Source organism: Marinomonas dokdonensis (assembly GCF_052747885.1).
Map to the genome: position 1 here is coordinate 784,244 of NZ_JBRAND010000001.1, position 12,378 is coordinate 796,621.

The following is a 12,378-nucleotide window of genomic DNA, read 5'->3' on the forward strand; positions in this document are numbered from 1 at the left end:
GTGATAAATGATTAATGGGCATAGGGAATTAGAAATCCCCTATGCCACGGCTCATCTTTAACACTTCCCTAGAAGACACGCAATGGAAACCGTAGCCGCCACAGAGATAATTTTCTTACCCCTGTCGCGCCAATGCTGTGCGCACATTTTGCCAGAATTTAAGCAAGTGTGGATTGCTATTATCCCGCGAACGGTACAGGCGAATGTCCAGTGGCACATGCCACATAGCCTCGCCAGCAACGGCAATTTTGTTGAAGGTGATGGACTCTTTCACCAGACGTTCCGGCAACCAGCCAATACCATAACCTTCTTTCACCATGGCTTTGATGCTGGCGGAATGCAGGTTACTGGTTAATACCTGCAAATGCGCAGACTCTGGCTGACGCTGTAAATGATGCTGAATGGCCGGCGCCATAAAAGCGGTTTCATCGTAGCTAATGTAAGGCAAAGGCTGCTTACGGTTGCCTGGTAAAGTATGTATCGGCTGGCCAAAGTTGTTCACCCCAGAGCAAGGAATCAACACTTCTCGTGAAAGCGTGATGAACTCAAATTGGCTATCGTCTAAATCGTTCAAAAAGTGCATAGCCGGATGCCAGAAACACATCATCAGGTCACTTTCATTAGACGTCATGGCATTAATAAAGTCACCGCCAGACCAAGCGCTGGATTTCATGTTCGTATCCAGCTCGACCCCAAGCTCATCACACAAAGGTGCTATCACATCTCGGTAATAGCCCAAGAACAAACTCTGGGTAGTAACAAAGCGAATCTGTGATTGCTCATCTTCCTTAATTTGCAAACAGCGGGCTTTGGTTTCTCGCAATTGGCGGGCAATTAATTCGGCACTTTGCAGGAATATTTCCCCTGCTGGCGTAAGCGACAAAGGCAAGGTGTTACGATCCACTAAGGTCACCTTCATTTCTTCTTCTAACAGCTTAATCCTGCGGCTAAAAGTCGGCTGGGTAACGTTCTGCTCATCCGCCGCCCGAGAGAAATGACGAGTGCGGGCTAGGGCAATAAAATCTTCTAACCATCTTATTTCCATATGCGACCCTCCTCTATGGCGTGGCAAGCCACTTGGCTGCCATCTTCGAGGTTTAAGGCCACGGGAATCTGCTCAAAACAGCGCTGAGTCGCATGGGGGCAACGACGACAAAAGCTACAGCCTTCAATGTCTTCATAGACAGTGGGCACTTCCCCCTGCAGAGGAATCGGCGCTTCATCAAGATTATCCAACCTTGGCATAGAAGCTAACAAGGCTTGGGTATATGGGTGTTTAGGGGCTGAAAATAAGGTAGCACGATCGGCAATTTCACAAATCCGCCCTAGGTACATCACCGCCACGCGGCTGGCAAAATGCTCCACCACAGAAAGGTCGTGGGTAATAAACAGATAAGTAAGATTATGCTCTGCTTGTTTATCCATCATTAGGTTTAAAACCTGCGCCTGCACCGATACATCCAGTGCCGCCAAAGGTTCATCCGCTATGATCAATTCCGGCCCCACAGACAAGGCCCGGGCTAATGAAATACGCTGGCGCTGACCTCCCGAAAACTCATGAGGGAAGCGGTCTTCTGCACTTTGGTCCAAGCCTACTGACTCTAGTTGCTGGCGAATGTGTTGATCTTGCCCTTCACGGTTAAGTTCTGGATGATGCAAAGCCACCGCTTCTTGCAAAATTTGATACACAGTCATTCTAGGGTTCAGCGAAGCATAAGGGTTTTGAAACACCATCTGCATTCGTTTGCGAAACTTCATGCGCTGACGATCATTCAAACGACTTATCTCTTCCCCACCGTACCAAACTTCCCCCATGTCAGGCTTTTCTAAGCCCACCAGCACTCGTGCCAAGGTAGACTTACCACAGCCCGTTTCACCGACGATACACAGGGTTTCCCCTTTTTTCAGGCTAATATCAATGCCATTCAGCGCATGCACGCCTTGTTTCAATTGCTGTTTTTTCGAGCGCCAAGGTTTGAACCAATCCCCTCGTACCGGAAAAGCTTTACTCAGACTTTTAATACGAATTAACTCAGACATCAGGTTCTTCCTCATGGCTGACCAACTCTTCTAGCAAGATACAAGCGGCAATGGACACATCGGTGTTAATAAAACTGGGGATTTCTTGGGAACAACGCTCGGTGGCATAACGACATCTAGGGTGAAAAGCACAGCCGCTAGGTCGCTCACTGGGGCTCGGCATATTGCCAGTAATTTGATTCAGCCTTTGTCCGGGCAGTGCCATTTGTGGCAAGGCATTAAGCAAACCTTGGGTATAAGGGTGTTGTGGGTCATTAATGATTTCTAGAGTAGCGCCCTGTTCGACTATCTTGCCTGCGTACATAACCAAGGTACGTTCACTGATCCGAGCCACCACGCCAAAGTCATGGCTGATGAAAATTAAGGCAACACCGTGACTTTCACACACTTCTTTTAGCAGCTGAAGTATCTCCGCTTGAATGGTCACATCCAGCGCTGTGGTCGGCTCGTCGGCAATGATCAGCTCTGGTCGCAGTAACAACACAATAGCGATGATCACTCGCTGGCGCATACCACCAGACAATTCATGGGGATATTGCTCAAACCTTTGGCTAGGGGAAGCTATGCGCACTTGGGCAAGCTTCTCAATGGCCATTTTGCGGGCATCTTTATAGCCAATACGAGTATGGCTACGAATCGCCTCCACCATTTGTGCGCCAATGCTCAGCACAGGGTTCAACGTCATCATGAGGTCTTGAAAGATCATGGCAATGCGCTGACCACGCACTTCCTGCCATTGTTTAGGGGAAAGTTGTGTTAACTCCTTCCCTCTTAAAGTGACGGACCCAGAGGCAATGTAACCCGGTTTCGGTAGCAGCTGAGTGATGGCGGCCCCCAACAAAGACTTACCAGCACCAGACTCCCCCACAATCGCCAAGCGCTCACCGGGTTCAATGGAAAAATTAATGTCCAACAAAGCCTCGATGGGCTGCTGACGCTGGGCAAAATTCACGTTTAAATTGCGTACCGTTAGCAGGCTCATTAGCGACCTCCTAACTGAGGGTTCAAATGGTCTCTTAACCAATCTCCCAACAGGTTCATCACGAAAATCAGTACGATCAAGGTGACACTTGGAAACACACAAATCCACCAGCTACCGGCAAACAAATAGCTAAAACCAGAGGAGATTAAAGCTCCTAACGATGGTTGAGTTGGCGGCATACCCAAGCCTAAGAAAGATAACGCGGCTTCGGCGACAATGGCGTTGGCAATTTGTACGGAGAGAATGACCAGTACTGGAGACACAGTGTTGGGGAATATGTGGCGAAACATGATGCGAGTTTTGCTAACACCAATAATACGCGCCGCATCGACGTATTCTTTCTCCCGCTCGGCCAGCACGCTGGCGCGAATGGTACGGGCAAAGATTGGCCATTCTGCTAAACCTATTACCAAGATCAGCATGAGCATGGCCAGCTCTTGATAGGCTACATGACCGAACATGGCCTGAAACACAGCAAGGGCAATGATAGCCACCATCATGGTAGAAAAAGACAGCTGTATATCGGCACAACGCATTAAGAAGTTATCCACGCGGCCACCCAAATACCCTGCTAACAAGCCCACGCAGACGCCGATGACCACCTGCAGCAATACCGCCATGACACCTATGGTGAGAGACAATCGGGTGCCATGCAAAATGACGGTTAATAGGTCACGACCTTGGGCATCTGTGCCTAGCCAGAAACGACTATCGCCATCTACCCAGTAAGGAGCGATTTCCGCATTCAGCAAATCCAAGAAGGCCGCATCGTTAATATCATAGGGGGACAACAAAGGTGCTAACACTGAGATCAGGCAATAGAAGGCCAAAATCAGCAAAGCAAACAGGGCAAATTTATCCCCTAATAACGCATAACCGATATGGCGTAAACGGCTGGTTGGCAAAGAGGGTGTGGGTCTTGGCGTCATAGGCTATACCCCGAAATTCGAACTCTTGGATTAATCAATCCGTAGACTAAATCGACCAAGGTATTGGTGATCACAAAAATAGCCCCGACTACCATGAGGTAAGCAGAGATCAGCGGCGCATCCACCCGCGTCACCGCATCCATAAACATATAGCCCATGCCTGGCCACTGGAAAATGGTTTCTGTGATCATGGTGTAGGCCACCAAGGTGCCCGCCTGTATACCCCCGACTGTGATTACCGGCAGCATGGTGTTTTTTAAGGCATGAACAAAATAAATACGCGGTGCAGAAATGCCCTTCGCCCAGGCAAAACGCACATAATCACTTTGCAGCACATCAATCATTTCCGCGCGTATCAAGCGCACAAATACAGGGGTCAATACAAAGGCTAGAGAAACACTGGGCAGCAGTAAATGAGCCAAACCGTCTTGGGTAACCAGCCCAGAGTGCCAAAAACCAAACACCTGCTGGGTTTCACCTCGGCCAAAGCTTGGCAACCACTGCCATTCTACGGATATGAAATACACCAAGAAGATGGCGACAATAAAGATAGGCACAGAGAGTCCAAGGGTACTGACAAATAAAATCACCTTACTAAAAGGGTGCTTAGGGTGTATTGCCGCGAACATTCCCGATGGGATCGAGATCAGCAACACTAATAGCAATGCGCAAAAGGCCAACTCAATGGTGGCAGGCATTTTATCTAAAATCACCGTAAGGGTTGGTTGCTTATAATAGTAAGACTCACCAAAATCTCCGTGTAGGGCGTTTTTCACAAAGCGTCCATATTGGGCCAACAAAGGGTCATCAAGCCCAAGGTTTTGTCTTAGCTCCGCCCGTTCCGTTGGGGTAACACTCTGTCCAGCCAATTGCTGCGTCGGGTCACCAAGCTTGCCCTGCACCACAAAACTCACCAAGCTGATGGTTAACAGCACCAAGATGGCTTGAACTAAACGGCGGGCCAAAAAGCTCAGCATCGTTATTGAGTCCCCGCTTCTGAGTGACGCACCAGATCACCAACATATGGGAAATTCTGGAAATTTAGCACTGGATCTATGTCCACATGAGTGTCCGAAGCCCACACAATTGCCTGCCAATGTAGTGGTACGATGACCGCATCTTGCTTAATTTTGCGCTCAATACGCTGCAAAATTCGAATACGACGTTCTGGATTCATTTCACGATTAGCTGAGTCTATGTCGTCATCCACCTGCTTGTTGCAATAGCCATTGGCATTGTACACACCACGTCCAGTACTGGGGTTTTGGCAAGCAAAAAGAAATTCAAAAATATTGTTAGAGTCCAAGGTATCCGACTGCCAGCCCAGCATCATGATGTCGGCAGCACGCTCATCAAACTGTTGAAAATATTGGGCTTTTGGCAGGGTTTTGAGAGCCACTTTAATGTTAATTTTGTCCAACATGCCCACCACAGCTTGCGCGATCTGCTCATCACTCATGTAACGATTGTTCGGTGCCATAAAGCTTAAGCTGAAGCCTTGCTCATAACCCGCCTCCTTCATTAAACGTTTCGCTTCGGCTAAATCATATTCCGGTACTAGGGCATCCACATGCCCTAAAAACTGGCTGGCACTGACTTGTCCAGCAGCTTCCCCATAACCTCGCAAAATTTTCTTCACAATCAACTCTTGGTTGATGGCAAGGTTAATGGCTCGTCTAACCCGCCAGTCTTGAAGCTCTTTACGGCGGGACTGATTGAGCTGCAACATGATAATGCGGCTGCTAATCAAAGACGCTAGGTGAATATTAGGTTTACGCTGTAGGCGCTGAATATCAATCGGTGATAGGGACGCGATGACATCCACATCTCCCGTCATCAAGGCAGCAAGACGGGTGGAGTCGGAACGAATTGGTATCCATTCTAGCTGGTCAATGTTACCGGGGGAGTATTGGTCCCAATAATCAGCATTGCGTGTCAGGGTCAATTTTTGCCCAGGCAAGCGTTCTGTGACCATAAAAGGCCCAGTGCCGGAAGCATTGGCCGAGGCGAACGAGCGGCCAAATTTAGTGATTTCATCCCGTCCTTGGTAATACTCACTGTCGATAGGAAACACAAAGGCCAAGATATTCAGCATTAATGGGTAAGAATGGCGGGTATGAATGGTCACACTATAAGGGTTTTCCACGGTGACATGATCAATCACCCCAAACAGTGCTTTAAAGTCTGTAGATTCTTGCAAGCGTGCAATGGTATAGGCCACATCGTTAGCTGTGAAGTCGTTACCTGAGTGAAACTTTACCCCTTCACGTAGCTGTAAGCGCCAAGTTCGTGAGTCTAGAATTTGCCAACTTTGCACCAAACGTGGTTCGATCTGCCCTGCTGTGTTCCAGCGGACTAAAGGATCAAACACCATGTGGGAGTATTGCAGCGCGCCTTCGGAAAGCTGCTCGTGGGGGTCTAACGACACTGGGTCGGCATCCAGCGCAAGACGCAAGGTTTGCCCTGTGGCCGCCTGAACAGGCACCAACCAGCACAAACACACTAATAAGGTGAAATAACGCAACATAATGAACTGCCCTTTCTACACAACTGCGATTTCCTGCAAAAGATCCACTCTTTTCAATCGCCCTTTTTATCTAGCTCTCACTCAAAATCTTTACCAATGAGTCAAATAGATAAATTCATCTTAACAGCCTCTAGCAAAAAACACACCGAACGAAAAAGGCGTCCGCGAGGGACGCCTTGTCTTTCTGTCGAAAGCAGGCCATGGAAAATCTATGCAGCTCCCGCCACTAAGGCTTCCACACGCCCTTCCTCTACCCCATGACAAGCAATCAGCTGGCCACTTTCTTCTCGTCTTAATACTGGGGTTTCTTGTTTACAGCGCTCATTGGCGAACTGACAACGACCATGGAAAGCACAACCGGATGGCGGATTGAGCGGCGAAGGCAATTCACCTTCGAGCTTAATACGCTTGCGGCGCTTTTCTGGCGACAATTGCGGCGTGCTCGACAACAAGGCTTGGGTGTAGGGGTGGCGGGGGGTTTCAAACAGTTGCTTGGCACTGCCTTGCTCCACTACCTTGCCCAAATACATCACCATCACATCGTCAGCAATGTGCTCGACCACAGACAAATCATGGGAGATAAACACATAGCTAAGGCCAAACTCGTTTTGCAGATCCATCATCAGGTTTAATACCTGAGCTTGCACCGATACGTCCAAGGCGGAAACGGGTTCATCTGCCACTATGACTTGAGGGTCCAACATCAAGCCACGAGCAATGGCAATACGCTGGCGCTGACCACCGGAGAACATGTGCGGGTAGCGATCATAATGTTCGGTTTTTAAGCCGACTTTTTCCATCATCGCCAAGGCTTTGCGCTTACGCTCCGCTTTATTAAGTGGCGTGTTAATCACCAAAGGTTCTTCGAGAATATCGCCGATTTTCTTTCGCGGATTCAAGGAGCCATAAGGGTTCTGAAAGATAATCTGGATCTTTTGACGCAGAGTCTGCTGAGCCGCCTTGGTCAAAGTTAGTAAGTCTTCACCCTCACAGGCGAGTCGACCTTCTGTGGGTGTTTCTATCATGGTAAGCATACGACCTAGGGTCGATTTACCACAACCAGACTCCCCGACTACCGCAAGGGTTTTACCTTTCTCTAGGGTGAAGCTCACCCCATCTACGGCTTTCACTACCGCATCGGGTTTAAATAAGCCCTGCTTCACTTGGTAGTGTTGTTTTAGATTTTCCGCTTTTAATATTAGATTTGACTGACTCATGCGGCTGGTCTCCCCATTTCATCCAAGGGCGTGTGACATTTTACCTGACGGCCAATGGGGCCCTGATTTTCTGGTGCCACGTTATGGCAATGATCGGTGGCATAAGGGCAACGCGGGCTCAACAAACAGCCCTGTGGGCGGTCGTACATGCCAGGTACCACGCCAGACAAGGCATCCAGTCGGGATTTCCCCGCCGCTGACTCTGGCAAGGAAGCCAACAAGGCTTGGGTGTATGGGTGTTTTGGTTGACTAAAAACTTCGCTGGCTGGGCCAGACTCAACGATCTGCCCTGCGTACATCACGATCACCCGTTGTGCCACTTCCGCCACCAGCGCCAAATCATGGGTGATTAATACCAAGCCCATTTTTTTGGTGCGCTGTAGATCGATTAGCAAATCAATGATCTGGGCTTGAATCGTCACATCCAATGCCGTGGTTGGCTCGTCAGCAATCAGCAAACGAGGGTTACAAGCAATGGCAATGGCGATCATCACCCTTTGGCTCATACCGCCAGATAACTGGTGCGGGTACGCCGATAAACGAGTTTCTGGCGCCGGAATGCCCACTTGCGTGAGCAGATCAATAGCGCGCTTACGCAGCTCTTTTTTGCTGCCACCTTGGTGGGTTTTAAGCGCTTCCATGATCTGATAACCCACAGTAAAACAAGGGTTTAAGCTTGTCATTGGGTCCTGAAAGATCATCGCAATTTCAGAGCCGGTGAGTTTACGGCGCTGTGCCTCTGGCATGGACAATAAATCTTGGTCGTCAAAAGACAGCTTATCTGCGCTCACTTTACCCGGATAATCAATCAGCCCCATTACGGACAAAGAGCTGACACTTTTGCCTGAGCCGGATTCTCCAACAATACCTAATACTTCCCCTTCTTCCACCTGATAGCTGATGTTGTCTACCGCACGGAAGTTGCCAAAACTGACGGAAAGGTTCTCCAACTTTAATAATGACATGTTCGCTCCTAGTGCTTCAGCTTAGGGTCAAGGGCATCGCGTAAGCCATCGCCCATGAGGTTAAAGGCCAGTACTGTGATCAAGATCATCAGTCCTGGGAAGGTCACAACCCACCAAGCACGCTGCACAAATTGCAAAGCATCGGCTAGCATACTACCCCACTCTGGCGTGGGTGGTTGTGCACCTAGGCCTAAGAAGCCCAGTGCCGCCATGTCTAAAATAGCGCTGGAAAAACCTAATGTCGCCTGCACAATCAAAGGTGCAAGACAGTTAGGCAGGATACAAATGAACATTAAGCGTAAAGGGCCTGCGCCGATCACTCGCGAAGAAGTCACATAGTCTCGTGACATTTCCGCCATAGTGGCAGCACGGGTCAAACGCACATAATGAGGCAAAGAAACAATGGAAATCGCCAAGGCCGCATTGACAATGCTGGGGCCTAGAACCGCGACGATAGCGATGGCCAACAACAAGCTTGGCATGGCCAACATGATGTCGACAATACGCATGATGATGGTGTCTACCACGCCCTTACAAAAGCCTGCTAACAGACCCAATAAGATGCCCATGCCTAAAGATGCCGTGACGGCAACCAAGCCTACGGACAGGGACAAACGCGCCCCGTGGATAAGGCGCGATAAAATATCACGACCCACATCATCTGTGCCTAGAACATAGGCCCAATTGCCGCCTTCCAACCAAGCCGGTGGTAGCAACAAGGCATCACGCACTTGATCGGACGGTGAATGAGGAGCAACCCAATCGGCAAACAGGGCCATAAAACAAATGATACAAATAAAGATAAGACCCGCGACTGCGCCCTTATTACTACTAAAATAGTGCCAAAATTCTTGCAACGGCGTTCTTGGCGCTGGCGCCGTCAGTGTTTGAGTGGTCATACCGTCTCCTTAGCGACTGTGGCGAATACGAGGGTTTACAACACCGTAAGCGATGTCGACGAGCAGGTTCACGACTATGATAATGGTCGCTACTATCAAGATACCCCCTTGCACAACCGGGTAATCCCGACGGCCAATGGATTCGATTAGCCACTTACCAATGCCCGGCCAAGCGAACACGGTTTCGGTAAGAATCGCGCCAGACAATAAGATACCCACTTGCAAGCCAATCACAGTGATCACTGGAATCAAGGCATTACGTAGGGCATGGATAACAATGACTCGCCAAGGGGCAATGCCCTTCGAGCGCGCGGTACGTATGTAATCTTCACTCAGCACTTCAAGCATGGAAGAGCGTGTCATACGGGCGATTACCGCCATAGGAATGGTACCTAATACGATACTTGGCAGGATAAGATGAGCAACCGCAGAACTGAAAGCGCCCTCTTCATCGGATAACAGAGAATCGACCAACATAAAGCCAGTCACATCATCGATCCAAAACACCACGTCAATTCGCCCAGATACAGGCGTCCAACCTAGCGTCACAGAAAATACCAACATGAGCAGCAAAGCCCACCAGAAAATAGGCATGGAGTAACCGGTTAATGAGAAGGTCATCACCGAATGGTCGAGAATAGTGCCGCGCTTAACGGCGGCAAAAATACCCGCGGGTAGGCCAATCAGAATGGCAAAAATCGCTGCACACACAGCCAATTCAATCGTGGCAGGAAAGAGGGTTAAAAACTCGCTTAGCACCGGCTCTTTGGTAATCAAGGAATTGCCTAGATCTCCCTGTAGCACGCCACCAACATAGCGAAAATATTGAACATATAAAGGTTGATCAAACCCCAGTTGCGCACTCAGCTCGGCATGACGCTCGGCACTGACGCCGCGCTCCCCTGCCATCACTTCAATTGGGTCGCCGGGAATTAATCGAATAAGGGTAAAAGTCAGTAGTGTAATACCGATGAATGTAGGTATTACCAGACTCAGTCTTCGGAAGATAAATTGGAACATAACGCAGTGGCTCTCTTGCTTTAAGAATGATCGGAGCACCCACGCGGTGAGCGCTCCGGTCTACACCACAAACCTATTCCACATAGACTTGGGTGTCATAGCCCAATAAATGGCTTAGTTGCTTAGGCTAACATTGTAGAAATAATGTCCGCCTAGTGGGTCGATCTTGTAACCTTGTACTTCTTTACGAATTGGCTCGTAAACCACCGAGTGAGCTACGGTGATCCAAGGCGCTTCACGCTTGAAGACTACCTGAGACTCTTCGTACAACTTAGTACGCTCAGCTTTATCTGAAGTACGTTTTGCACTCATCAATAAGCTGTTGAACTCGTCGTCACACCACTGGGCACGGTTTGATCCGCCAACCGCATCACAACCTAGCAAGACATGTAGGAAGTTATCTGGGTCACCGTTATCACCTGTCCAACCTAGCAAGACAGTCTCGTGCTCGCCTTTCTTAGAACGGTTTAGGTATTCACCCCATTCGTAAGAAACGATCTCAGCGTTAACACCGACTTTTTTCCAGTCTTCTTGCATGATCTCAGCCATACGACGGGCATTCGGGTTGTAAGGACGCTGTACAGGCATAGCCCAGATATTGGTATCAAAACCATTCTCGTAGCCTGCCTCTTTCAACAACTGCTTCGCTTTCACAGGATCGTAAGAGTAATCCTTCACAGAATTGTTGTAAGACCACATGGTTGGTGGAATTGGGTTCTTAGCGACTTTACCAGCGCCTTGGAAGACAGCATCAATGATGGCAGATTTATCCGTTGCTAGGCTTAGAGCCTGACGAACACGTACATCATCAAACGGTTTTTTCTGTGTGTTGAAGGCTAGGTAACCTACGTTCAAGCCTTCTTGGCTCATTAGGTTGATGTCGCCATCTTTTTCCATTTGCGCCAAATCAGCAGGGTTTGGATAAGGCATCACATGACACTCACCCGCTTTTAGCTTGGCATAACGTACTGAGGCATCTGGAGTGATGGCAAAGACTAGACGGTCAATTTGTGCTTTACCTTTCCAGTAATCTTTAAACGCTGTGTAGCGGATCAAAGAGTCTTTTTGGTACTGCACTTTTTGGAAAGGGCCTGTACCCACTGGGTTGATGTCTAGCTGCTCTGGCGTGCCTTTCTTCATTAGGTAGTCAGCTTGTTCCGCTGAGAAGATAGACGCGAAGTCCATTGCCAAGTTGGCAACGAATGGTGCTTCTGGAGCATTAAGAATAAATTTCACTGTGTAGTCGTCGACTTTCACAATGTCTTTGATCAAGCTTTCCATGCCCATACCGCTGAAGTACTCGTAAGAGCCACCGGATACAGAATGGTAAGGATGATTTTTATCCCACTGACGACCAAAAGTGAAAAGCACATCGTCGGCATTAAAATCACGAGTAGGCTTGAAGTCTTTCGTAGAATGGAACTTAACACCCTTACGTAGGTTGAAAGTGTACTCAAGTCCATCTGGCGTAACGCTGTAGCTTTCCGCCAAGCCTGCTTCAGTTTCTGTCGTACCTAGTTTGAATTCCATCAAACGGTTGAACATGTTCTTGGAGGATGCGTCAAACGTTGTACCGGAAGTGTAAAAAGCCGGGTTGAAACCCTCTGGGCTGCCTTCAGAACAATATACTAACGTTGAGGCGGCATTTGCGGAAGTTGACATGGCACCCGCAGCGACAAGCGCTAAGGATAACGCGGTTAACCCTTTTTTCATGCTAGTTCTCCAATTTCGTATCGATTTAATAGTGGTAGAAAGATTAATTTCTTCTTCATTTTTAGGTGCTTTACACCCGCTATGGG

The 12,378-nt window shown here is 48.7% G+C and carries 11 protein-coding genes; all 11 read right to left on the reverse strand.

What is annotated here, in order from left to right; translation table 11 throughout:
* Window positions 1-115 precede the first annotated feature (115 nt).
* On the reverse strand, window positions 116-1,045 hold the full coding sequence (locus tag ACUM5Y_RS03695) for a LysR family transcriptional regulator (RefSeq protein ID WP_445975500.1): 930 nt from the start codon (window positions 1,043-1,045) through the stop codon (window positions 116-118).
* On the reverse strand, window positions 1,036-2,040 hold the full coding sequence (locus tag ACUM5Y_RS03700) for an ABC transporter ATP-binding protein (RefSeq protein WP_445975501.1): 1,005 nt from the start codon (window positions 2,038-2,040) through the stop codon (window positions 1,036-1,038). Before ACUM5Y_RS03700 ends, ACUM5Y_RS03695 begins: the two co-directional genes overlap by 10 nt.
* Window positions 2,033-3,022 carry an ABC transporter ATP-binding protein gene (locus ACUM5Y_RS03705; RefSeq protein WP_445975502.1) on the reverse strand — a complete coding sequence of 330 codons (990 nt, stop codon included), beginning with the start codon at window positions 3,020-3,022 and terminating at the stop codon, window positions 2,033-2,035. Before ACUM5Y_RS03705 ends, ACUM5Y_RS03700 begins: the two co-directional genes overlap by 8 nt.
* Window positions 3,022-3,951: an ABC transporter permease gene (locus ACUM5Y_RS03710; protein WP_445975503.1), complete on the reverse strand. Its 930-nt coding sequence runs from the start codon at window positions 3,949-3,951 to the stop codon at window positions 3,022-3,024. Before ACUM5Y_RS03710 ends, ACUM5Y_RS03705 begins: the two co-directional genes overlap by 1 nt.
* Window positions 3,948-4,928 (reverse strand): ABC transporter permease, encoded by a 981-nt coding sequence (locus tag ACUM5Y_RS03715; protein ID WP_445975504.1) that lies wholly within the window; start codon window positions 4,926-4,928, stop codon window positions 3,948-3,950. The genes ACUM5Y_RS03710 and ACUM5Y_RS03715 overlap by 4 nt, the downstream gene beginning before the upstream one ends.
* Before the next feature lie 2 nt (window positions 4,929-4,930).
* Window positions 4,931-6,478, reverse strand: coding sequence for an ABC transporter substrate-binding protein (locus ACUM5Y_RS03720; RefSeq protein WP_445975505.1), 1,548 nt, complete (start codon window positions 6,476-6,478; stop codon window positions 4,931-4,933).
* Between the two features lie 209 nt (window positions 6,479-6,687).
* On the reverse strand, window positions 6,688-7,695 hold the full coding sequence (locus ACUM5Y_RS03725) for a peptide ABC transporter ATP-binding protein (protein ID WP_445975506.1): 1,008 nt from the start codon (window positions 7,693-7,695) through the stop codon (window positions 6,688-6,690).
* Window positions 7,692-8,660 (reverse strand): dipeptide ABC transporter ATP-binding protein, encoded by a 969-nt coding sequence (dppD, locus tag ACUM5Y_RS03730; RefSeq protein WP_445975507.1) that lies wholly within the window; start codon window positions 8,658-8,660, stop codon window positions 7,692-7,694. Before dppD ends, ACUM5Y_RS03725 begins: the two co-directional genes overlap by 4 nt.
* A gap of 8 nt (window positions 8,661-8,668) precedes the next feature.
* Window positions 8,669-9,559 carry a dipeptide ABC transporter permease DppC gene (gene dppC, locus ACUM5Y_RS03735; protein ID WP_445975508.1) on the reverse strand — a complete coding sequence of 297 codons (891 nt, stop codon included), beginning with the start codon at window positions 9,557-9,559 and terminating at the stop codon, window positions 8,669-8,671.
* 9 nt (window positions 9,560-9,568) lie between these two features.
* Window positions 9,569-10,579, reverse strand: a complete 1,011-nt coding sequence (locus tag ACUM5Y_RS03740) for an ABC transporter permease subunit (RefSeq protein ID WP_445975509.1) — start codon at window positions 10,577-10,579, stop codon at window positions 9,569-9,571.
* 114 nt (window positions 10,580-10,693) lie between these two features.
* A complete protein-coding gene (locus ACUM5Y_RS03745; protein WP_445975510.1) occupies window positions 10,694-12,292 on the reverse strand; it encodes an ABC transporter substrate-binding protein in 1,599 nt (532 codons plus the stop codon).
* Between the last annotated feature and the right edge of the window lie 86 nt (window positions 12,293-12,378).

Bases quoted from the DNA above. Each gene is read 5' to 3' on its own strand.
- ACUM5Y_RS03740 (WP_445975509.1), bottom strand. From the start codon at position 10,579: ATGTTCCAATTTATCTTCCGAAGACTGAGTCTGGTAATACCTACATTC.
- ACUM5Y_RS03745 (WP_445975510.1), bottom strand. From the start codon at position 12,292: ATGAAAAAAGGGTTAACCGCGTTATCCTTAGCGCTTGTCGCTGCGGGT.
- ACUM5Y_RS03725 (WP_445975506.1), bottom strand. From the start codon at position 7,695: ATGAGTCAGTCAAATCTAATATTAAAAGCGGAAAATCTAAAACAACAC.
- dppC (WP_445975508.1), bottom strand. From the start codon at position 9,559: ATGACCACTCAAACACTGACGGCGCCAGCGCCAAGAACGCCGTTGCAA.
- ACUM5Y_RS03705 (WP_445975502.1), bottom strand. From the start codon at position 3,022: ATGAGCCTGCTAACGGTACGCAATTTAAACGTGAATTTTGCCCAGCGT.
- ACUM5Y_RS03710 (WP_445975503.1), bottom strand. From the start codon at position 3,951: ATGACGCCAAGACCCACACCCTCTTTGCCAACCAGCCGTTTACGCCAT.
- ACUM5Y_RS03695 (WP_445975500.1), bottom strand. From the start codon at position 1,045: ATGGAAATAAGATGGTTAGAAGATTTTATTGCCCTAGCCCGCACTCGT.
- ACUM5Y_RS03715 (WP_445975504.1), bottom strand. From the start codon at position 4,928: ATGCTGAGCTTTTTGGCCCGCCGTTTAGTTCAAGCCATCTTGGTGCTG.
- ACUM5Y_RS03700 (WP_445975501.1), bottom strand. From the start codon at position 2,040: ATGTCTGAGTTAATTCGTATTAAAAGTCTGAGTAAAGCTTTTCCGGTA.
- ACUM5Y_RS03720 (WP_445975505.1), bottom strand. From the start codon at position 6,478: ATGTTGCGTTATTTCACCTTATTAGTGTGTTTGTGCTGGTTGGTGCCT.
- dppD (WP_445975507.1), bottom strand. From the start codon at position 8,660: ATGTCATTATTAAAGTTGGAGAACCTTTCCGTCAGTTTTGGCAACTTC.